The following is a 22,060-nucleotide window of genomic DNA, read 5'->3' as shown; positions in this document are numbered from 1 at the left end:
CCGTGCGGCTGGGGTATGACCCGCCCCGCCCGACGACCCACCGCCGGCCGGACGCGCGACGCGGACGGCGGCGAGCAGGCTGGTGCCGTCCCCAGCAGAACAGGAGCACCACCTCGTGGACACGACCGTGCAGCGCCCCGCCGACCAGCCGCCGACCGGCGCACCACCCCACCGCCCCGCCGCGTCCTGCGCGCGCGGCCTGACCAAGGTCTACGGGTCGGGGGCGTCGGCCGTCCGCGCGCTCGACGGCGTCGACGTGGACTTCGCGGCCGGTGCCTTCACCGCGATCATGGGTCCGTCCGGCTCGGGCAAGTCCACCCTCATGCACCTGCTCGCGGGCCTGGACCAGGCGAGCTCCGGCACCGTCCACCTCGGCACCACCGACATCACCCGGCTCGGCGACGACGACCTGACGCGCCTGCGTCGCGACCGCGTCGGCTTCGTCTTCCAGTCGTTCAACCTGCTGCCGATGCTCACGGCGGAGCAGAACATCCTGCTCCCGCTGGACCTGGCCGGCGCGAGCGCGGACCGGGCGTGGTTCGACACGCTGGTCGACACGCTGGGCCTGCGCGCCCGCCTGACGCACCGGCCGAGCGAGATGTCCGGTGGGCAGCAGCAGCGCGTCGCGATCGCCCGCGCGCTGATCGCCCAGCCGGAGGTCGTCTTCGCCGACGAGCCGACGGGCAACCTGGACTCGCGCGCCGGCGCCGAAGTGCTGAGCTTCCTGCGGCGCTCGGTGCGCGAGCTGGGCCGGACCGTCGTCATGGTCACGCACGACCCGACCGCCGCCGCGTACGCCGACCGTGTCGTGCTGCTCGCGGACGGGCGGATCGCCGGGGACGTCGGGGACCCGTCGCCCGAGTCTGTCCTGGCCGCGCTCGACGGCCTGCGCACGCTCGAGGCCCCCGTCGGGAGGGACGCCTGATGCTGCGCCTCACGCTCGCCCAGATGCGGCGCAGCCTCGGCCGGCTCGTGGCCGCCGGCGTCGCCATCGCGCTGGGCGCCGCCTTCGTCGCCGCGACGCTCGTCGCCGGCGACGTCATCACGCGCACCGGCTACGACGCGATCACGGCGTCGTACGGCGACGCGGACCTCGTCGTGGGCCAGGGCGACGGCCTGGGCGAGGAGGAGCTCGCCGCCGTGCGGGGAACCCCGGGCGTCAGCGGCGCCGATCCCGTGCTCATCGGCTTCGTGCAGCTCGCCCTGGGCGCCCGGGAGACCGGCGAGCGCGTCCTGGCGACGCCCTCGGACCCGCGCCTCGGCACGCTCGAGGTCGTCGAGGGCTCCGCCCCCGCCGCCGACGACGAGATCGCCCTGCCGGCCGCGACCGCGGAGCGGCTCGGCGCCGAGGTCGGGGACGTGCTGGGCGTGTCGTGGACCGAGCTCTCGCGAGACGCCGCCACGGAGGAGCCCGAGGAGCTCACCGCCGAGGTGCGGCTCGTCGGCATCGTCGAGGACCCGGCGGGGGCGTGGAGCCAGTACGGCGGGGCCGGGCTCGCGACGCTCGCGTCGGCCCTGCGCTGGACCGGCGTGAGCTCCCTCGAGGAGGCGGGCGCGGTGCGCGCGCTCGTCGCCACCGAGCCCGGTCGCGCCGACGCCGTCCGCGCGGAGCTCGAGGCCGCGCTGCCCGCGGGCACGACCGTGATGACCCGCGACGAGGCCGCCGCCGAGTCGGTGGAGGAGATCGGCGACGGCGGCAACGTGCTCGTCATGGTCGCGCTCGGCTTCGCGGCCGTCGCGCTGCTCGTCGCCGCGCTCGTCATCGCGAACACCTTCCAGGTGCTCGTCGCCCAGCGGGCCCGCACGCTCGCGCTCCTGCGCTGCGTCGGTGCCCGACGGGGGCAGCTGCGCGCGTCGGTCCTGCTGGAGGCGGCGATCCTCGGGATCGGCGCGTCCCTGGCCGGGCTGCTGCTCGGGGTGGGCCTCGCCCAGGCGGCGCTGTCGGTGCTCTCGCGGATGGACCTCGGCGTCCCGCTGCCGTCGACCGTGTCGATCACGCCCGCCGTCGTGCTGCTGCCGCTGCTCATCGGGACCGCGGTCACGGTGCTGGCCGCCCTCGTGCCGGCGCGCGTCGCGACCCGCGTCCCGCCGATCGCGGCGCTGCGCCCGGTCGACGCGCCGACGCTGCGCGCGGGTGCCGGCCGCGTCCGGCTGGCGTTCTCGCTGCTGCTCACGATCGGCGGCGTCGCGATGCTGCTCGGTGGGGTCGCGCTCGCGACGGCCGGCGTCGGGGTCGACGCGATGCTGCCGCTGCTGGTCGGCGTGCTGGGCGGTGCGGCGTCGTTCGTCGGCATCCTGCTGGGCGCCGTGCTGTGGATCCCCCGGGTCGTGTCGGCCGTCGGCGCCCTGCTGCGGCGCGTCGGCCCGACCACGCGCCTCGCCGCCGCGAACACGATCCGCAACCCGCGGCGCACCGCGGCGACGAGTACGGCCCTGCTCATCGGCGTCACGCTCGTGGCGATGATGAGCACCGGCGCGGCGTCCGCCCGCACCTCGCTCGCCCGCGAGCTCGACGAGCGGTACCCGGTCGACCTCGTGGTCGGCAGCGCGTCGGCCGAGGGGCAGGTGCCGGCGGGCGTGCGGCGGGACGTCGCCGACGTCCCCGGCATCGAGCACGTCGCGGAGGTGCGGCAGGTGTCCGTGCGGGTCGACGACCGCTCGACGGGCGACACCACCGTCCAGGCGTACGTGCTGGACGACGAGACCGCCCGCGCGGTGCTCGAGGACGAGACCCTGGTCGAGGCGCTCCTGGACGGGCGGTCCGTGCTGCCGTCCTGGGTGGACGTGCAGGGCACGGCGCCGATGTCCTTCACCGATCCCGCCGGGGGTGAGGACGGGCCCGTCGTGGACGTGCCCGTCGTGGCCGGGGGCGTCGCGGACTCGTACCTCACCGCGGCGGCCGCCGAGGACCTGGGCGCGCGCGCGGGGACGACCGTGCTGTTCGCCTCGGTCGCGTCGGGCGCCGACGCCGGCGCGGTGCTCAGCGCCGTGCGGGACACCCTCGGCGACGCGGAGGTGTGGGTCGAGAGCGCCGCGGCGCAGCGCGAGTCCGACGAGAACGTGATCGACACGCTGCTCGCGGTCGTGCTCGGCCTGCTGGCCGTCGCGGTGGTCATCGCGCTGATCGGCGTGGCGAACACGCTGTCGCTGTCGGTGATCGAGCGCCGGCGCGAGTCGGCCACGCTCCGCGCGATCGGCCTGTCGCGACGCGGGCTGCGCTGGATGCTCGCCGTCGAGGGGATGCTCATCGCCGGCGTCGGCGCGGCGCTCGGCGTCGGCCTCGGTCTGCTCTACGGCTGGGCGGGCGCCGCCACGGTGTTCGGCACGACGGGCGACCTGCGCCTGGCCGTGCCGTGGTCCGACCTCGGCATCGTGCTCGCGGTCGCCCTGCTCGCCGGCCTGGTCGCCTCGGTGCTGCCGGGGCGGTCGGCGGCCCGGACCCCGCCCGTGGCCGCGCTGGCGGTCGACTGACCCGCCCGCCGCGACGGGGCGCCCACGTGACGTGGGCGCCCCGTCGCGCGTCCGGCCGCCCACAGCCGCCCCGCCGCAGGTCCACGTCCACAGCGTGACCCGCGGTCGGCCCCGCGCCGGGCGGCACCGCGCGAGGGTGCGGCGTGCGCATCCTCGTCCACGATCCGTCGGCTCCCGTCCCGTCCCCCGGGACCACCCGGGACGTCGACGTCGACGCCGGCACCGCCGCCGGCACCCTGCGCCGCCACCTCGCGCTCCTCACCGGGGACGTCCGGTGGGCGGCGAGCACGGCCCGCCTCGTCGTCGACGGCACCGTGCTCGACGACGGTCACCCCGCCGGCGTCCCGCCGCTCGTCGCCGGGGCGCGCACGTCGCTCCACCGCACCGGCGACGACGCCGTCCTGGCGGCCGCGCGGGCGGACCGGCACGTGGCCGTCGTCGCCGGGCCGGACGCGGGGCACGTGCGCGCCCTGACCGCCGGGACGCGCGTGACGACGACCGGTCCGGGCGCGGCGCCCGGCCCCGGCACGTGGCTCCTCGCCGACGAGGCGCTCGCGGGCGTGCGCGTCGAGGTCCGGCGCGCCGCGCGGACCACCTGGGTGCGGGTGCTCGGTGCCCGGGGCCGCCTCGTCGACCGCCCGCGCACCCACCGCGCGCGCGTCCGTGGCGGGGACGGCGACACGCCGCGGGGCCGCCGCCCCCGCCCCCGTCGACGCCGCCGCCGGGTGGGCAGGTGCTGGCGTCCCTGGCGGCCCGGCGGCCTCCTGGAGGTCGCCGGCACCGTCCTGGCTCTGCGAGCACCGGAGGGGGCACGCCGCCCCGGGGCCGGTCGGGCTCTGCGGCGGCCGCCGGCGCCCTGGCTCTGGTCGTCCCTCGCCTCGACCGTCACCGGCGTCGCCCTCGCCGTCGCGCTGCGCCAGCCGCTGCTGCTCGTCGGGGCCGCCGCCGGCGTGCTGGGGCTCGTCGCCTCGCGGCCGCCGGGCGGGCCGGAGCAGCCCGGGGACGGGGCGGAGCCGCGACGCCCGCCCGCGACGGACGTCGCCGCGGCGCGCACCCGGACGGTGCTCGACGGGTGGCGACCGGTGGCGCACGAGCCCGTCGACGCGGACGCCGGATGGCCCTGCGACGGCACGCTGGCGCTCGTGGGCGACCGCGCCCGCACCCTCGCCGCGGCCCGGGCGCTCGTGCTGCGCACGCTGGCCGACGCGCCGGCGGCGGCGCTCGTCGTGCGCTCCGACGCGCCCGCGCCCTGGGCCTGGGCACGGTGGCTCGAGCCGGGCACGGCGCTGCCGACCGTGACCCCGCACGAGGACGAGGCCCCGGACGTCCCGGCGCGCTCCGTCGTCGTCGTGGACGGCGCCGACGGCGACTGCGCACGGTGGCGGGCCGCCGCGCCGCCGGCGCACCGGCTCCTGGTGCTCGTGCCGCCGGGGGCGCGTCCACCGGGCTGGGTCCGCACCGTCGTGCAGGTCGAGCGGGCACGCGCCGTCCGGACCGGACCCGACGGCCGCCGCACGAGCGGCCCTGCCGAGCTCGTGCAGGAACCGGTCGCGGAGGACGCCGCGCGCCGGCTCGCGTCGCTGCGGCACGCGCGGTCGGTGAGCGTCCCGGCCGGCCGCGGGAGCACCGGGGGGCCGCTCCCGCCCGGCCCGGGCTCGACCGACCCGCTGCCGGCCTCGGTGCCGCTCGGCGCCCTGCCCGGCGTGCCGCCGCCGCACGCCGCCGAGGTCGCCGCCCGGTGGGCGGAGCCCCTCGGGACCGCCCTGCGCGTCCCGCTCGGACGCGGCGCCGACGGTGCGGTGGTCGAGCTCGACCTCGACGCCGACGGCCCGCACCTGCTGGTGGCCGGGACGACCGGCTCGGGCAAGTCCGAGCTGCTCACCACCCTCGTGCTCGGACTGGCGCTGCGGCACCCGCCGCAGCGGCTCGCCGTCCTGCTCGCGGACTTCAAGGGCGGGACCGGGCTCGGGCCGCTGGCCGGGCTCCCTCACGTCGTCGACCACGTCGACGACCTCGACCCGGACGCCGCACGCCGCACGCTCACCGGTCTGCGCGCCGAGCTGCGCCGGCGGGAACGCGTCCTCGCGGCGGCGGGCGTCGCGGACCTGCGTGCGCTCGACCCGGACGCCCCCGACGTGCCGCCGCGGCTCGTCCTCGTCGTCGACGAGCTGCGCGCGCTCGCCGACGACGTGCCCGACGCGATGGCGGTCCTCGCCCGCACCGCCGCCCAGGGACGGGCCCTCGGCGTGCACCTCGTGCTCGCGACCCAGCGCCCCGCCGGCGCCGTCACGGCCGACCTGCGGGCGAACGTCACGCAGCGGGTGGCGCTGCGGGTCGCGGACGAGGCCGACGCGCGGGACGTGGTGGACGTCGCGGACCCGGCGCACCTCGACCCCGCCCACCCCGGCCGTGCCGTGCTGCGGGTCGGGGCGCGGGCACCGCGTCCCGTGCAGGTCGCACGCGCGCGCCGCGCCACCGACGGGCCCGACGTGCGCCTGCTGCCGATGGCGACGGCGGCGTCGACGTGGTGCCCCCCGTCGCCGCCGCCGGACGAGGACGACGTGCGTGCGTGGGTGCGCGCCGCGCGGGACGCCGCCCGGGGACTCGCACCGCCGGCGGTCCCGTGGTGCCCCGCACTGCCGCACCGCGTGGAGGTGCTGGACGTCCCGCCGGGTCCTGGCCTCGCGCTGGCCCTGGCGGACGTCCCGGAGGAGCAGCGTCGCGAGCCCGTGCGGTGGGACCCGGACGACGGTCCGCTGCTCGTCCTGGGCGGGCCGCGCTCGGGACGGACCACCGCCCTCCTGACGGTGGCCGCCCAGGCCGCGTGGAGCGGGCTGCACGTGCACGCGCTGGGGCCGGTGGAGGCGGACGTGCGTGCGACGGTGGACCCGCACCGGCTCGGGACGGCCGTGCCGCCCGACGACGTGCACCGCGCGGGTCTCCTGCTGCGCCGGCTGCGCACGCCCCAGGAGGGCCGCCCCGCCGCCCTCCTGGTCGTCGACCGGCTCGACGTCGTCCTCGAGCAGCTGGGCCGGCACGCCCGCGGCACGGTCGCGGACATGCTCGCGGCGACCTGGCGCGACCCCGTGGCGGGACTCGGCGTCGCCGCCTCGGCGGCGGTGGTCCCGCAGGTCACGCGTCTGGTCGGTGCGTTCCCCGTGCGCGTCGTGCTGCCGTCCGCCGATCCGGCGGCCGACGCGCTCGCCGGCGTGCCGGCCGGCCTCGCGACGGGGCGGTTCCCCGGGCGCGGCGTGGTGTGCGGCGGCGAGGAGGCCCGCGTCTGCCAGGTCGCGCTGCCGCCGCGCCTCGGCTCGCGCGACGCCGACCGGCCGCCGCAGCGCGGCTCGGGCCCGTCCGCGCCCGCGGCCGGCGGGGACGCCGGTCCGCAGGCCGGTCCGCCCCCCGTGCGGGTCGTCCCGCTGCCCCGGCGTGCGGTACCTCCCGCCGACGTGACCGACGCGCCGGACGGGCTCGTCCCGCTCGGCGCAGGGGGCGACGCGGGGCAGGTGGTGCACGCCGAGGCCACGCGCACGCTCGTCGTGGCGGGGCCGCCGGGGACGGGCCGGACCACGGCGCTGCGTGCGGTCGCCCGGCACTGGGCGCGACGAGGGCACCGCGTCCTGCGGCTCGCGGCAGGACCGGGCGAGCCCCAGGACGCCGACGCGCCGTGGACGACGGTCGACGCCTCCGCCCTGCCCGACGTCGCCGCGCTCACGGGGCCGGGCGCGCCGCCCGTCGTCGTGGTGGTCGACGACGCCGACGAGCTCGACCGGGCCGTCCCGGGGTCGGCGGAGGCGGTCGAGGAGCTCCTCCTGCCCGGCAGCGGGGTGCACGTGGCCGCGCTCGCGACCACGAGCGCGCACGCCGCGACGGCGTTCCGCGGTCCCGTGGCGCGAGCACTGCGGGCCCGGCACGTGCTGGTGCTCGACCCGCACGACACGGACGCCGCGGCGCTCCTCGGCCCGGAGGGGGCCCTGCACGCCGACCCGGCGCACCGGCCGCCGGGACGGGGCGTCCTGCGGTGCGACCGCGCGCTCGTCCGCGTGCAGGTGCACGCCGACCCGGGCACGGCCGCCTCGTGACAGGAGGCGGGTCGCGGAGCACCCCGCCCCAGGGCGTGCAGCCCCTGCGCGTCAGGGTCGCGGGTCGGTGCCCTCGCCACCGGCCCGTCCGGTCGCCGCCAGGACCGACGGCGCGAGCACGGCCGCACCGACCAGCAGGCCGAGCAGCACGCCGGCGACGGCTGCCGCTCCCCCGCCCGACTGCCACAGCGTCGCGGACACCACGACGAGCAGGACCTGCGCCGTCAGGACCGGGCCGCGACCCCAGCGCCGGCCCGCCCAGAGCCCTCGTGCGGCCGCGACGAGCAGCAGGGCGGCGGCGAGCGCGAGCACGACGAGGAACGCGGCCACGGCGGGCGCCTGCGCACCTCGTACCAGGACGACCAGGCCGCTGACGGCGGCCGCGACCAGCGCCAGCACCTCGAGCAGGACGAGCCCGCACGCGACGACGAGCAGGGCGGGACGGGACGTCGGCATGCGACGACCCTAGGACGCGGACGGACGCCGCCGCGCCGGCACCACGGGGGCGCGACACGCCGATGCGCGTGGTCCATACCAGATCGCGAGGGCGACTCCTACCACGTGCGCGGCGCGCAGGACGGGCAGGACGCGGTGCCACTCCTCGTGACGGTCGTCACGCGCACGCCTCCGGACGGGTCGGGGCGGGCACGGTGGGCCACGTCACTCCCCCGCACGGGGGATGACGTCGCAGGTCAACGCCGTTCCCGTCACGCCGCGGCGCTGACCTGGACGTTCGCCCGGAGGCGGACGACGGCAGCTCCCCCGGGTCACCTCGACGGCCGCACGGCCGCGACCGGGATGTGACGAAGACCTCACCGGCCACCGTCAGGAAACCTTGCCGTAACCCTTGTCTGGCGGTGAGGGCGGATGTGAGTCTGGATCCAGCACGTCCCCCCCACCACTGACTCCATGTCGTCCGCCGCGCCCTCCATCCGGGGGCGCCGAGCCGACGCGTGCCAAGGAGAGATCCCATGGACTGGCGCCACCGCGCAGCCTGCCTCGACGAGGACCCCGAGCTGTTCTTCCCCATCGGCAACACGGGCCCCGCGCTCCAGCAGATCGAGGAGGCGAAGGCCGTCTGCCGGCGCTGCGACGTCGTCGACACGTGCCTGAAGTGGGCGATCGAGACCGGCCAGGACGCCGGCGTCTGGGGCGGCCTGTCCGAGGACGAGCGCCGCGCGCTCAAGCGCCGCACCGCCCGCCAGCGCCGCGCCGGCTGACCGAGCGCGCCACCGCCGTCCCCGCCCACCCGGCGGGGCGCAGCGCGGCCGGGCCACACCTCCCGACCGCTCCCGCAGGGCCGTCCGCGACGCACGCGGACGGCCCTGCGGCACGTCCGGGACCGGGACGACCCCGTGGCCCCACCCGGCACCGCGTTCCCCGGCGCCGCCCGTCAGGCGACGGTGGCCGTCTCCCGGCCCTGCCGCAGCCGCGCCTCGATGACCACCGAGGTGCCGCCGCCCTCCCGCGCGCGCCACGCGATCGACCCGCCCAGCTCGTTGCACACGAGCGTCGAGACGATCTGCGTGCCCAGGCCGGACCCCGCTCCCCGGTCGGCCGGCAGCCCCGCACCGTCGTCGGCGACCTCGACGCGCAGGCCGTCGCCCTCGCGCGCGACGACGATCTCCACGGAGCCCTGCTCCCGCCCCGCGAACCCGTGCTCGACGGCGTTCGTGACGAGCTCGGTCAGCACGAGCGCGAGCGCCGTCGCGTCCTCCGCCGGCACCGCGCCGAACGACCCCCGCACGGTGGTGCGCACGTGCGCGCCGGCGGTGGCGACGTCGGCGGCGAGCCGCAGGCTGCGTCCGACGAGGTCGTCGAACGGCACGCTCTCGTCCAGGGTCTGCGACAGCGTCTCGTGCACGAGCGCGATGGTCGCGACCCGCCGCATCGCCTCCCCGAGCGCCTCGCGCGCCTCCGGCGTGCTCATGCGCCGCGACTGCAGGCGCAGCAGGGCGGCGACCGTCTGCAGGTTGTTCTTCACCCGGTGGTGGATCTCCCGGATGGTCGCGTCCTTGGTGATGAGCTCGCGCTCGCGGCGCCGCAGCTCCGAGACGTCGCGGCAGAGCACGACGGCCCCGACGCGCTCCCCGTGCTCCGTCAGCGGCACCGCACGCAGCGACAGGGCGACGCCGCGCGCCTCCACGTCGGCGCGCCAGGGCGCCCGGCCCATGAGCACGAGCGGCATGGACTCGTCGACCGTCGCGTCCTGCTCGATGAGGTCGGACGTCACCTCGACGAGCGAGCGGCCGACGAGGTCACCGAGCGCGCCCAGGCGGTGGAAGCACGAGAGGGCGTTGGGGCTGGCGTAGAGCACCTCGCCCTCGCCGTTGAGCCGCACCAGCCCGTCGCCCACGCGCGGTGCGCCCCGGCGCGGGCCCGTGGGAGCGTCCGGCGCCGGGAACTCCCCGCGCGCGACCATCCCGAGCAGGTCGTCGGCCGCCTCCACGTAGTTGAGCTCGAGCCGGCTGGGCGTGCGCGTGCCGCCCAGGTTGGTCTGCCGGGCGAGCACGGCGATCGACCGTCCCTCGCGCACGACGGGGACCGCCTCCTCGCGGACCGCGTAGGAGCCGAACCACCGGGGCTCGCGCGAGCGCTGCGCCGCCTGCTCGACGAGGGCGCGCATGAGCTGGGGGCGCTGACCGTCCGGCGGGTGGGACCCGACGACGTCGTCGTAGTGGACGGTCGCCCCCGTGGAGGGCCGGCACTGCGCGATCGCGACGAAGTCGCCGTCGGTCGTGGGGAGCCACAGCACGAGGTCGGCGAAGGCGAGGTCGGACACCACCTGCCAGTCGCCGACGAGCAGGTGCAGCCACTCCAGGTCGGCGGGGGCGAGCGGCCCGTGACGTGCGACGAGGTCGCTCAGCGTGGACACCGGCCCAGCCTACGCAGCGCGCGTTACGCTCGACCTCACCGGTCCACCCGTGGACGACACCCGGGGCGGACCGGCGGCGGGCGCGGTGCCGCCCCGCCGGAGGCGGCGACCCGGCTCGGGGGCCGCAGACGCTCCGACGACCGCAGGGGGTGCTCGCAGTGCGACTGCGCGTGACGCACGAGCTGCCGGGCGACGCCGTGGCGGTCGCCCGCATGCTCGCCGACCCGGCCTACGTCGACGCCAAGGTGCGGGCGTCGGGGGCCGAGGACCGCCAGGTGGACGTCACCGGCAGCGCCGGCGACGCCTTCACGGTGACGACGCGGCGCTCCCTGCCCACGGCGCAGATCCCCGCGCACCTGGCCGGGCTGGTCGGCTCGGTCATCGAGGTGCGCCAGGTCGAGGCGTGGGAGGCGCCCGAGGCCGACGGCACGCGGGCGGGCACCGTCGTGGTGGAGATCGTCGGCGCGCCCGTGCGTGTCACGGGCCGCACGGCGCTCACGGCGTCGACCGACGCGACGACCACGCTCGCCTACGACGGCGACGTGCGCGCCGCGCTCCCGCTGTTCGCGACCCCCGTCGAGGAGGCGGCCGCACAGGCCGTCCGCACCGCGCTCGACGCGGAGGCGGCGGTGGCGCGCTCGTGGCTCGTGCACGGGGCGGACGGCACGGCGTCGGCGGACCGGTCGGCGGCACCCCACGACGAGCCCGCCGTCTGACCCTGCCGCGGGCCTGGCGCGACGTCGCGCCTCCCCGTCCCCGTCGGCGCGTCCCGACGCCGGCGCGACGAGGGTCACGCGAGGGTCCCGCAGCCGTAACAATTGCGTAACGCGGAGCGTCCAGCAGGGCGCTGACCTGCGGAGACACGTCCGTGGGATCGCTACCACCCGGTCGGCGCACACGGTCCTCCTTGACACTCGACCATGAACCGGACGAAGGTGTCACCAGCGCGTGGGAACGCTCCCGCAGAAGTGCAGCGGGAGGCCCACGGCGGGGCCCGACGGCCCGACGCGCGTCGCCCGACGCAGCCCCTGCGGCGTCCGGGTGCCGGGTGGACAGAGGGGTACGGCGACGTCGCCGTCCGACTGACAAGGGAGTCACAGTGCGCAAGACCACACGCAAGGCGTGGGCGCTCGCCGCCGGCGTCGCGAGCATCTCTCTGCTCGCGTCCGCCTGCTCCGACGGCGGTAACGCCGACGAGGGCGGCGACGCGAGCGGCGACGGCAACATCACGCTCACGGTCGCGACCTTCAACGACTTCGGCTACACGGATGAGCTCCTCGCGGAGTACACCGAGGAGAACCCGAACGTCACCGTCAAGCAGACGCGTGCCGCCCGGTCCGAGGACGCGCGGACGAACCTCACCACCAAGCTCGCCGCCGGCGGCTCCGGCCTGGCCGACGTCGAGGCGATCGAGGTCGACTGGCTGCCCGAGCTCCTGACGAGCGCGGACGCGTTCGCCGACCTGACCAGCGACTCGGTCGAGGGCCGCTGGGAGGACTGGAAGGTCGAGGCCGCCACGTCCGAGGACGGCCGCCTCATCGGCTACGGCACCGACATCGGCCCCGAGGGCATCTGCTACCGCGCGGACCTCTTCGAGGCCGCGGGCCTGCCGTCCGACCGCGAGTCGGTCAAGGAGCTCCTCGGCGGCGACGACGCGACGTGGGAGTCCTACTTCGAGGCCGGCCGCCAGTTCAAGGCCGCCTCGCCGGACGTCGCCTGGTACGACTCCGCGACCTCCATCTACCAGGGCATCGTGAACCAGATGGAGAACGCGTACGAGGAGTCGGACGGCACCCCGAAGCCGCTCGCGGAGAACTCCGAGGTCCAGGAGGCGTTCACGCAGGTCGTGACCGAGTCCGCGGACCTGTCGGCGCACCTCGAGCAGTGGTCGCCCGACTGGGACGCCGCGTTCCAGAGCAACGGCTTCGCCACGATGCTCTGCCCGGCGTGGATGACCGGCCCGATCGAGGAGCGTTCGGGCGGCGTCACCGGCTGGGACGTCGCTGACGTCTTCCCCGGTGGCGGCGGCAACTGGGGCGGCTCGTACCTGACGGTCCCCGCGACCGGCGACAACGTCGAGGAGGCGCAGAAGCTGGCCGACTGGCTGACCTCGCCCGAGACGCAGATCAAGGCGTTCCTCAACGCGGGTACGTTCCCGAGCCAGGTCGAGGCGTGGGAGAACGAGGAGCTGACCGCGTCGACCAACGAGTTCTTCAACAACGCGCCGGTCGGTGAGATCTTCGCCAACCGTGCCGCTGCGATCTCGGTGACGCCGTTCAAGGGTGAGAACTACTTCAAGATCCACCAGGCGGTGGCCGACGCGATCATCCGCGTGGACGTCGAGCAGTCCCAGAACCCCGAGCAGGGCTGGCAGAGCGCCGTCGAGGCGTTCCAGAACCTGGGTCTGTGACCCACGGGCCGGCCGGGGACGACGCCATCGTCGTCCCCGGCCGGTCCTCCGCTGCGGGGCGCCGTCCCCGCATCCGCCGTCCGAGGGTCCGCGGGCACACGCGACCCTGAGCCCCCCGGGGTCACCACCCACGCGAGGTCCGTATGTCCGTCCAGTCACCACCCGCGCCCGAGCGCGTCGCGCAGTCGGGCGCGCCCCGTCCTCCGCGACGGGTCGGCTTCTCGCAGAAGCTGTCCCGCTGGGACGTGAAGGTCTCTCCCTACCTGTACATCTCGCCGTTCTTCATCGTCTTCGCGATCACCGGCCTCTTCCCGCTGATCTACACCGCCTACGTGTCGGTCTACGACTGGGCGCTGCTGGGCGGGCAGGGCGAGTTCATCGGCTTCCAGAACTACACCGACGTGTTCGGCCAGCCGATGTTCTGGCGGTCGCTGCGCAACACGTTCTCGATCTTCCTGCTGTCGTCCGTCCCGCAGGTGCTCGTCGCGATCGTCCTCGCCGCGCTGCTGGACCAGAACCTGCGCGCCAAGACGTTCTGGCGCATGGGCGTGCTGCTCCCCTACGTGGTCGCGCCCGTCGCGGTCGGTCTCATCTTCGGGCGCATGTTCGCGGACCAGTCGGGCCTCGTGAACTCCGCGCTCGGGGTCTTCGGCATCGACCCGGTGCGCTGGCACGTGGACGTGCTGGCGAGCCACGTCGCGATCGCCTCGATGGTGAACTTCCGCTGGACCGGCTACAACACCCTGATCTTCCTCGCCGCCATGCAGGCCGTGCCGCGTGAGCTCTACGAGGCCGCGATCATCGACGGCGCGGGCCGCGTCCGGCAGTTCTTCTCGGTCACGGTGCCGCAGATCCGCGCGACCATCATCTTCGTCGTGCTGACCTCCACCATCGGCGGCCTGCAGATCTTCGACGAGCCGCGCGTGTTCGACCCGGCGGGTCGCGGCGGCGGCTCGCAGCAGTGGATGACGACGACGCTGTACCTGTACGACGTCGGCTGGGGCACGCAGCGCGACCTGGGCCGCGCCGCGGCGGTCGCGTGGATCCTCTTCATCATCGTGGTGCTCATCGGGCTGGTGAACTTCGCGGTGACGAACCGGATCTCGACCTCGGGCGGCGGCCAGCCGTCCCGCCGTCAGCGGCGTGCCGCCGCCCGTTCCTCGAGGAGGTCGGCATGAGCTCCGTCCCCATGATCCGCCAGTCCGCGGGCCCGGGCGCCGCCCGGGCCGCGGCACGCAGCTCGCGGGGCAAGGCCGGCGGGTACAACCGCCGTCCCGGCGTCGTCACCTACGTGCTCCTGGGCATCGCGGTGCTCGTGGGCCTCGGGCCGATCTACTACACGCTGCTGCTGGGCTCGTCCGACCCGGCCGCGATCTCGCAGAACCCGCTGCCGCAGCTGCTGCCCGACGCGAGCCTGTTCGACAAGTTCTCGCAGGTCATGAACTCCGACGCCTTCAGCTTCTGGAAGGCGTTCTGGAACTCGGTGATCATCTCGGTGGTGACCGCGGCGGCGACCGTGCTGTTCTCGACGCTCGCCGGCTTCTCGTTCGCGAAGCTGAACTTCCGCGGACGGCGACCGCTGCTCGTGTTCGTCATCGCCACCATGGCGGTGCCCACGCAGCTCGGCGTCATCCCGCTGTACATCATCATGGCCAAGATCGGCTGGATCGGGACGCTGCAGGCCGTCATCGTGCCGGCGCTCGTCACCGCCTTCGGGGTGTTCTGGATGACCCAGTACCTCGAGGAGGCGCTCCCCTACGAGCTGATCGAGGCCGCTCGCGTGGACGGGGCCTCGATGTTCCGGACCTTCTGGTCCATCGCGATGCCGGCGGCACGTCCTGCCGCCGCCATGCTGGCGCTCTTCACGTTCGTCACCCAGTGGACCAACTTCTTCTGGCCGTCGATCGTCCTGAACCAGGACAACCCGACACTGCCCGTCGCGGTGCGGCTGCTCCAGGCGAACTACTTCGTCGACTACTCGCTGGTCATGGCGGGTGTCTTCCTGGTCACGCTGCCGCTCATCATCCTGTTCATGTTCGCGGGCCGGCAGCTCGTCGCCGGGATCATGGCGGGCGCGGTCAAGGGCTGAGCCGCTGCGGTCCGGCCGGGCGCCCCGTGCGTCCGGCCGGACCGGGCCGTCCGGCCGGGTAGCCTCGCTGTGCCCGGCACGGCGAGAGCCGGCAGGACGTCGACGCGCTGCTCGCGAGCAGCCACAGGAGGGGATGACCAACGGTGGTCGAGAACGTCCCGACGGGTGCGGACCGTGCACGGCCGAGCGCACCCACGCTGGAGCAGGTGGCCGAGCGAGCCGGCGTCTCGCGATCCACGGCCTCGCGCGCGATCAACGGGGGCCTGCGCGTCTCCCCCGAGGCGCTGTCCGCCGTCGAGGCGGCGGTCGCGGACCTCGGGTACACGCCGAACCGTGCCGCACGCTCGCTCGTCACGCGCCGCACGGACTCCATCGCGCTCGTCGTGCCCGAGCCCGACGAGCGCGTCCTGTCGGACCCGTTCTTCGCGGGCACGCTCAACGGCCTGAGCACCTCCCTCGCCGACTCGGACATCCAGGTGGTGCTCGTCATCGCGCGCCCCGGCGAGAGCGAGCGCACCATCCGCTACCTGCGCAACGGGCACGTGGACGGGGCCATCGTCGTCTCGCACCACCGGGACGACGAGCTGGACCGCGCGCTGCTCACCTCGCGCGTCCCCAACGTCTTCGTCGGCCGGCCGCTGTCCGCCCCCGACGAGGACGTGCAGTACGTCGACACGGACAACACCGAGGGCGGCCGCATCGCGACCCAGCACCTCATCGACCGCGGGTGCCGCCGCATCGGCACGATCGCCGGCCCGCAGGACATGTCCGCCGGCATCGACCGCCTCGCCGGGTGGCGCCGCGCGATGGAGGACGCCGGCCTCGACCGGTCCGCCGTGGTGCACGGGGACTTCACCATCACCTCGGGCGCCCGGGCCGCACGCGAGCTGCTCGAGCAGCACCCGGACGTGGACGGGATCTTCATCGCGTCCGACCTCATGGCGGCCGGCGCCCTCGGGGTGCTCACCGAGCTGGGCCGGGAGGTGCCCGGTGACGTCGCCGTCGTGGGGTACGACAACCTCGGCGTCGCGGCGTCGACCAACCCGCCCCTGACGAGCGTCATCCAGCCGGTCGTCGCCATGGCGCGCGCCGCGGGCGCACGCCTGCTCGACCAGCTGCACGGTGCGCCGCCGAGCGAGCCGCTGATCTTCGCCCCCGAGCTCGTCGTCCGCGCCTCCGCCTGACCGGCCGGCCCGCGTCCGCCCGGGCCGGCCCCCGTGCCGGCCCGCCCGTGGCGGCCGCTCGCGCCGACCGATCGCGCCGGCCCGCCCGTGCCGGCACCGGCGTCCCGGACGCGGCTGGACCGGCGGCGTCCTCGTCGGCACGCCGCCACTCGTCAGGGCGACGGCCGCAGTAGCGTCTACCGGTCGCGTGACGCAGGTCGGACGCGCCTTGACACCGTCCGGTCCGGTTTGTGAAGGTGGCTCCGGCGCCGCCCGACGACGTGCGGTGCCTCTCCCCGCCGGCCCGATGTGCCGGCCGACGAGAGGAGCCCCGTGAGCGGCACACCCTCCCCCGTCCCCCCGATCACCCCTGCTGCGGCGCCGTGCGTCCCAGGGCCCGGCGCGGCGCACGGCCCCGAGACGGTCGTGCGAGCCCGCCACCGGTCCCCCCGGCCCGCGGTGGGCGCCCGTCTGAGGGCCGCGGCCCTCGTGGCGGGCCTGACCGCGGCCCTCGCGGCCGCGGTGGTGACCTCTCCGGCGGCGGCGACGTCGCTCCCCGCACCGGTCACCCCGGGGACCGTGGTGCCCGCCGCGCCCGCCGACGGTCTCGCACCGCCGGCCGAGGGCACGCAGCCCCTGGCGACGATCGAGGACGAGGAGGCCTGGTGCTCCTACCTCACGTCGTACTACCTGGCGTTCCCCTCCCCCTGGTCCGCGCGCGTCTACAACTGCCAGCACCGGGCCATGTCGGTCGCACCCGTGTACTCCAACGGCACCGTGGGCTCGTGCGTCCGGGTACCGGCCCGCCACAGCCGGCACCTCGGCGGCAACGTCGCGAAGTGGGTCACGGACATCCGCGTCTGCTGACCTGCCCGGCCCTCGCGGCCGTGCCAGGGTAGTGACATGGATCACCCTCCTGCAGGCACGACGACGTCACGCACGGACGGGGCGCGACCCGCCACGCCCGGTGCGCCCGGCACCTCCGACAGCACCGCGGCACCCACTCCCGCCGCCCGTCCCACCACTGACCGCGACCCCGGGCCGTCGGCCGCGCTCGACACCAGCCCTCTCGCCACCGCCCAGCACCAGCTGGCCCGCGCGGTGCAGATCCTCGGCTACGACGAGGGCCTCCACGCCATGCTCGCGACGCCACGACGCGAGATGCGGGTGGCCGTGCCGCTGCGCACCGACGACGGCCGCACCGAGGTCTTCACCGGGTACCGCGTGCAGCACAACATCTCGCGCGGCCCCGGCAAGGGCGGGCTGCGCTACGCGGCGAGCGTGGACCTCGACGAGGTGCGCGCCCTGGCCATGTGGATGACGTGGAAGTGCGCCGTCGTCGACGTGCCGTACGGCGGTGCGAAGGGCGGCGTGACGATCGACCCGCACTCCCACTCGCGGGCCGAGCTCGAGCGCGTCACCCGCCGCTACACGAGCGAGATCATGCCGATCATCGGCCCCGAGCGGGACATCATGGCGCCCGACATCGGCACGGACGAGCAGACCATGGCGTGGGTCATGGACACGTACTCGGTCAACCGCGGGTACACGATCCCCGCCGTCACGACCGGCAAGCCGCTGACCGTCGGCGGCTCGCTCGGGCGCGCGACGGCGACCTCCCAGGGCGTCGTGCACACCGCGCGCGCGGCTCTCGCCCGCGACGGCGTCGACCTCGCGGAGGTGCGGGCCGCCGTGCAGGGGTTCGGGAAGGTCGGCTCGCACGCGGCGCGGCTGCTGCACGAGGCGGGGGCCCGCGTCGTCGCCGTGAGCGACGCGCACGGGGGCGTGCAGCGGGCGGACGGGCTCGACGTGCCCGCCCTCGTGGAGCACGTCGCGAGCACGGGCTCCGTGGTGGGCTTCGCCGACGCGGGACCCATCGACAACCACGACCTGCTCACGCTCGACGTCGACCTCCTGGTACCCGCCGCGGTCGAGGGCGTGCTCGACGGCTCGACGGCGGCACAGGTGAAGGCGCGCTGGGTCGTCGAGGGCGCGAACGGCCCGACGACGACCGAGGGCGACCGGGTGCTCGCGGAGCGCGGCGTCGTCGTGGTGCCCGACATCCTCGCCAACGCCGGCGGCGTCGTCGTCAGCTACTTCGAGTGGGTGCAGGCGAACCAGGCGTACTGGTGGACCGCGCAGGAGATCGCGGACCGGCTCGAGCACCAGATGACGGCCAGCCACGACGCCGTCGCCGGCCTGGCGCGGGCGGAGGGCATCACGCTGCGTGACGCCGCCCTGACCATCGGCGTCCGGCGGGTCGCGGAGGCACACCAGATCCGCGGCCTGTACCCCTGACGTTCGCGGGCCCGGGGGCCGCTCAGCCGAGCACGTGCGGCCCCGCCGGGTCCGGTGCGGCCTCGTCCGCCCCGGGCCCGTCGGGGTCCTGCGACGGCTCCAGCCGGACGACGTGCCCCCCGGGCGTGCGCACGTGCACGTCCGCGCCGGCGCGCTCGACGGTGCCGCCCTCGCCGAGGAACGCCGTCACGGCCTGCTCGGTCGCGGTGGCCTCGGGTGGGCCGGCCATCATCGTCTGCACCACGGGACCCACGTCGAGGCGGCCGTCCGTGAGCCGCCAGGTCCCCCGGACCCGGTTGACCCCGGCGTAGCCGTACACCTGGCCGTCCCCCTCGAAGGTCAGCCGCGGCGGGCCCTGCAGGCCGTCGGCCAGCGGTGCGCCGTCCACCTCGGCCACGCGCCAGGTCCCGTGCAGCCAGCCCGCGTCGCCGTCGGCCACGCCGTCCGCCGGCCCGTCCTCACCCTCGCGCGCCCCCTGCGGCGCCTGCTCGTCGTCGCGCATCCGTCGATCATGGCACCGGCGCGACGACGCCGCCCGGCCCACGGCGGGCGGGGCGGCGTCGCGTGCGGTGGCGGTCAGGCGCGGGGCAGGCGCTCCGCCCAGTCCTCCAGGCGGACGCGGGGGCCGGTGTAGAACGGCACCTCCTCGCGCACGTGCAGGCGCGCCTCGGTGTTCCGCAGCTCACGCATGAGGTCGACGATGCGGTGCAGCTCCGGCGCCTCGAACGCCAGGAGCCACTCGTAGTCGCCCAGCGCGAACGACGCGACGGTGTTCGCGCGCACGTCGGCGTAGTCGCGCGCGGCCTGCCCGTGCTCGACGAGCATGCGGCGGCGGTCCGCCTCGGGCAGCACGTACCAGTCGTAGGAGCGCACGAACGGGTAGAGGCAGAGGTAGTCCCCCGCGGGCTCCCCCGCCAGGAACGCCGGCACGTGCGCGCGGTTGAACTCCGCGGGCCGGTGCAGCCCGACCACGGACCACACGGGACGCAGGTGCGCCCCCAGTCCGCTCGCGAGCAGGCGACGGTACGCCCCCTGCACCTGCTCGACCGTCTCGGCGTGCCACCACACCATGAGGTCGGCGTCGGCGCGCAGCCCGCCCACGTCGTACCAGCCGCGCACCACCAGGCCCGCGTCCTCGCCGACGGACGCCTGCGCGGCGGCGACGAGCGCGGCGCGAGCCGCGTCGTCGGCGGGCAGCGGCCGGTCGAGGGCGAAGACCGACCACATCGTGTAGCGGACGGTGGAGTTGAGCGCGTCGTGGTCGGGGGCGTGCGTGGTCACGGGGTCCTCGGGGGTCGGTGTCGGGTGGGCGTGGGGGCCGACGGCGTCAGGACCAGGGGTCCACGGAGCACGCGGCGGGGATGCCGGAGTCCACGCCGGCGCGCTGCCGGCAGCACCCGGGCACGCACACCGACCGGAACGGCGGCAGGTCGCCGACGGTGGCCTCGGCCGGACGGGGTGCACCGGAGTCGAGCGCGCGCTGCACGGCGGCCCGCTCGAGCAGCAGGTCGACGAGGCCGCGGACGAACGGCTCCCGCGTCCCGACGGAGTCGGCACGCACGGCGGCCATCCCGAGCTCCTGCGCGGTCTCCAGCGCCTCGGTGTCGAGGTCGAACGCGACCTCCATGTGGTCCGACACGAACCCGATCGGCGCGAGCACGACCGACGTGGTGCCCGCGGCGTGCAGGGCCTCGAGGTGGTCGTTGACGTCCGGCTCGAGCCACGGCTGGCTCGGCGGTCCCGAGCGCGAGCAGTAGACGAGGTCCCACTCGAGGGTGCGACCGAGCCGCTCGGCGGCGGCGGCGCTCACGCTGCGGGCGACGTCCCGGTGCTGCTCGGCGTAGGACGCGCCGGCGACGACCGACGCCTCCTCCATCGTGTCGGGGATCGAGTGCGTGACGAAGACGAGACGGGGCCACTGCGCGTCCGGGTGCTCCGCCTGCAGACGCCCGTAGGCCTCGACGACCGCGTCGACGTTGGCCGCGACGAAGCCGGGGTGGTTGAAGTAGGAGCGCACCTTGTCCACGGCGAGCGGGGGCTCGCCCTCGGTGGCGGCGTCCTGCGTGCCGAGGTCCTCGAGCGCGGCCCACAGGTTCTCCCGGTACTGGCGGCAGCCCGAGTAGGACGAGTACGCCGACGTGACGAGCGCCAGCACGCGGCGGGCACCGAGCTCGCGGGCCTCGGCGAGCGCCTCGGCCGTGTACGGCTCCCAGTTGCGGTTGCCCCACAGCACCGGGGTGGCGAGGCCGCGCCGGTCGAGCTCGGCGCGCAGCGCGGCCTGCAGCGCCAGGTTCTGCTCGTTGATGGGGCTGCGGCCGCCGAAGTGGTGGTAGTGCTCGGCGACCTCGGCGAGACGCTCGTCGGGGATGTTCTTGCCGGCGGTGACGTTGCGCAGGAACGGCAGCACGTCGTCGGGGCCGTTCGGGCCGCCGAACGAGAACAGGAGCACCGCGTCGTACGGGGCGAGGCCGTCGACGGCCGTGGTCGCGGTCGGGTCGGTCACGGGGGGCGTCACGGTGGGCACGTCCCGATCATCGCACCGTCCCGCGCACCCCTCCCCGCCGAGCGCGGGGGTCCGGCAGTGATGTTGTCGCGACGCGACGTCACCTCCCGGCACGCGCGGCACGCCGACCTGCGCGGCCGCCGGCGGGCGCGTCACCCGTCCGCGCGGCTCGAGGTGCGCCGGGCGCCCGGGGCACCTAGCGTCTCCTGGCGGGGCGTACGCATCCTCGCGCCCCCGGACCGACGACCCGACGGACCCGGAGCCCTTCGATGACGGTCGAGCAGCCGTGAGCAGGACCGGCCGGCACGCCGCGCCGGAGCTCGCGCACCGCTACCGCCTCGGCGACCCCCTGGGCCGCGGCGGCTCCGCGCAGGTGTTCCGGGCGACGGACACGCGGCTCGACCGGCCCGTCGCGGTGAAGATCTTCCGTCTGGACGACGCGAGCCCCCTGCAGGTGCGCCGGTACGCGCAGGAGGCGCGCGTGCTCGCCGACCTGTCGCACCCCTCGCTCGTCGCGCTGCTCGACGTCGGCGCCGACGTGCTGCCGGGCACCGGTCCGGTCGCGTTCCTGGTGATGGAGCTCGTCGAGGGCCGCACGCTGCGCGACCTGCTGGCCGAGGGCCCGCTGGACCCGGCGACGACCGCGGACGTCGGCCGCCAGCTCGCGAACGCCCTCGCGCACGCCCACCGCGCGGGCGTCGTGCACCGTGACGTGAAGCCGTCGAACGTGCTCGTCTCCGCGGAGGCGCCCTCCGGTGGACGGCGCGACGCGCCGACGCTGCCCGTCGTGCTCGCGGACTTCGGCATCGCGACCAGCACGTCCGCCGCCGCCGAACGCGACGGGACGGGGTCCGACACCCACGCGACCGCCGGGTACCAGAGCCCCGAGCAGGCGCTCGGCGAGCCGGCGGGGCCGGCCAGCGACGTGTACTCGCTCGGGCTCGTCCTGCTCGAGTGCCTCACGGGCGAGCGGGCCTACCCGGGCGACCCGCTGACGGCGGGCCTCGCACGGCTGCTGCGGGTGCCCGAGATCCCCGAGGACCTCGACGGCGACTGGCACCGGCTGCTGCGCGCCATGACGCGATCCGCACCCGCGCAGCGACCCGCGATGGCGGCGGTGGCCGCGGAGCTGCGCGCGCTGCGCAGCGGGGTCGCGCGCGCCTCCTGAC

At 76.1% G+C, this 22,060-nt stretch carries 17 protein-coding genes; 12 read left to right on the top strand and 5 right to left on the bottom strand.

The window, feature by feature from the left end; genetic code table 11:
• Positions 1 to 115: 115 nt before the first annotated feature.
• The 3 genes from FB586_RS11275 to FB586_RS11265 all read left to right on the top strand — a co-directional run bounded on the left by FB586_RS11275 (position 116) and on the right by FB586_RS11265 (position 7,553).
• On the top strand, positions 116 to 925 hold the full coding sequence (locus FB586_RS11275) for an ABC transporter ATP-binding protein (protein ID WP_370741070.1): 810 nt from the start codon (positions 116 to 118) through the stop codon (positions 923 to 925).
• Positions 925 to 3,471, top strand: a complete 2,547-nt coding sequence (locus FB586_RS11270) for an ABC transporter permease (RefSeq protein ID WP_136519391.1) — start codon at positions 925 to 927, stop codon at positions 3,469 to 3,471. Before FB586_RS11275 ends, FB586_RS11270 begins: the two co-directional genes overlap by 1 nt.
• Before the next feature lie 143 nt (positions 3,472 to 3,614).
• Positions 3,615 to 7,553 (top strand): FtsK/SpoIIIE domain-containing protein, encoded by a 3,939-nt coding sequence (locus FB586_RS11265; protein WP_136519390.1) that lies wholly within the window; start codon positions 3,615 to 3,617, stop codon positions 7,551 to 7,553.
• A 51-nt stretch (positions 7,554 to 7,604) separates the two neighbouring features.
• Here the strand turns inward: FB586_RS11265 and FB586_RS11260 are convergent, their stop codons facing one another.
• Entirely contained in the window at positions 7,605 to 8,009 is a 405-nt protein-coding gene (locus FB586_RS11260; RefSeq protein WP_136519389.1) for a hypothetical protein, read from the bottom strand.
• A 515-nt stretch (positions 8,010 to 8,524) separates the two neighbouring features.
• On the opposite strand from FB586_RS11260, the gene FB586_RS11255 reads away from it, so the two are divergent.
• Positions 8,525 to 8,773, top strand: coding sequence for a WhiB family transcriptional regulator (locus FB586_RS11255; RefSeq protein WP_013117620.1), 249 nt, complete (start codon positions 8,525 to 8,527; stop codon positions 8,771 to 8,773).
• Between the two features lie 173 nt (positions 8,774 to 8,946).
• On the opposite strand, the gene FB586_RS11250 is transcribed toward FB586_RS11255, so the two are convergent.
• Positions 8,947 to 10,428 (bottom strand): sensor histidine kinase, encoded by a 1,482-nt coding sequence (locus tag FB586_RS11250; protein ID WP_136519388.1) that lies wholly within the window; start codon positions 10,426 to 10,428, stop codon positions 8,947 to 8,949.
• Between the two features lie 149 nt (positions 10,429 to 10,577).
• Between FB586_RS11250 and FB586_RS11245 the strand changes: the two genes are divergently transcribed.
• From FB586_RS11245 to FB586_RS11215, 7 genes are all read left to right on the top strand, one after another.
• Entirely contained in the window at positions 10,578 to 11,144 is a 567-nt protein-coding gene (locus FB586_RS11245) for a DUF2505 domain-containing protein (protein ID WP_246036704.1), read from the top strand.
• A 383-nt stretch (positions 11,145 to 11,527) separates the two neighbouring features.
• Positions 11,528 to 12,838, top strand: coding sequence for an ABC transporter substrate-binding protein (locus FB586_RS11240; RefSeq protein ID WP_136519387.1), 1,311 nt, complete (start codon positions 11,528 to 11,530; stop codon positions 12,836 to 12,838).
• A 143-nt stretch (positions 12,839 to 12,981) separates the two neighbouring features.
• Positions 12,982 to 14,016 carry a carbohydrate ABC transporter permease gene (locus FB586_RS11235; protein WP_136519386.1) on the top strand — a complete coding sequence of 345 codons (1,035 nt, stop codon included), beginning with the start codon at positions 12,982 to 12,984 and terminating at the stop codon, positions 14,014 to 14,016.
• The gene (locus FB586_RS11230) at positions 14,013 to 14,927 is read left to right on the top strand and encodes a carbohydrate ABC transporter permease (RefSeq protein ID WP_136519385.1); all 915 of its coding nucleotides are present in this window, start codon (positions 14,013 to 14,015) and stop codon (positions 14,925 to 14,927) included. The genes FB586_RS11235 and FB586_RS11230 overlap by 4 nt, the downstream gene beginning before the upstream one ends.
• A gap of 197 nt (positions 14,928 to 15,124) precedes the next feature.
• Positions 15,125 to 16,111 carry a LacI family DNA-binding transcriptional regulator gene (locus FB586_RS11225; protein ID WP_370741078.1) on the top strand — a complete coding sequence of 329 codons (987 nt, stop codon included), beginning with the start codon at positions 15,125 to 15,127 and terminating at the stop codon, positions 16,109 to 16,111.
• A 312-nt stretch (positions 16,112 to 16,423) separates the two neighbouring features.
• Complete coding sequence (locus tag FB586_RS11220) at positions 16,424 to 16,957, top strand: hypothetical protein (RefSeq protein WP_136519383.1); 534 nt, start codon at positions 16,424 to 16,426, stop codon at positions 16,955 to 16,957.
• 36 nt (positions 16,958 to 16,993) lie between these two features.
• The gene (locus tag FB586_RS11215; RefSeq protein WP_136519382.1) at positions 16,994 to 18,388 is read left to right on the top strand and encodes a Glu/Leu/Phe/Val family dehydrogenase; all 1,395 of its coding nucleotides are present in this window, start codon (positions 16,994 to 16,996) and stop codon (positions 18,386 to 18,388) included.
• A 22-nt stretch (positions 18,389 to 18,410) separates the two neighbouring features.
• Here FB586_RS11215 and FB586_RS11210 read toward each other — a convergent pair whose 3' ends face one another.
• The 3 genes from FB586_RS11210 to FB586_RS11200 form a co-directional block, all read right to left on the bottom strand.
• On the bottom strand, positions 18,411 to 18,890 hold the full coding sequence (locus FB586_RS11210) for an META domain-containing protein (RefSeq protein ID WP_136519381.1): 480 nt from the start codon (positions 18,888 to 18,890) through the stop codon (positions 18,411 to 18,413).
• 74 nt (positions 18,891 to 18,964) lie between these two features.
• Positions 18,965 to 19,669: a hydrogen peroxide-dependent heme synthase gene (hemQ, locus tag FB586_RS11205; RefSeq protein WP_370741067.1), complete on the bottom strand. Its 705-nt coding sequence runs from the start codon at positions 19,667 to 19,669 to the stop codon at positions 18,965 to 18,967.
• Between the two features lie 46 nt (positions 19,670 to 19,715).
• Positions 19,716 to 20,891, bottom strand: coding sequence for a ferrochelatase (locus FB586_RS11200; RefSeq protein ID WP_136519380.1), 1,176 nt, complete (start codon positions 20,889 to 20,891; stop codon positions 19,716 to 19,718).
• Between the two features lie 286 nt (positions 20,892 to 21,177).
• On the opposite strand from FB586_RS11200, the gene FB586_RS11195 reads away from it, so the two are divergent.
• Positions 21,178 to 22,059: a serine/threonine-protein kinase gene (locus FB586_RS11195; RefSeq protein ID WP_136519379.1), complete on the top strand. Its 882-nt coding sequence runs from the start codon at positions 21,178 to 21,180 to the stop codon at positions 22,057 to 22,059.
• Position 22,060: the final 1 nt, after the last annotated feature.

Source organism: Cellulomonas telluris (assembly GCF_004886325.1).
Taxonomy (GTDB): domain Bacteria; phylum Actinomycetota; class Actinomycetes; order Actinomycetales; family Cellulomonadaceae; genus Cellulomonas; species Cellulomonas telluris.
This window is presented reverse-complemented; position numbering and strand designations above follow the sequence as displayed.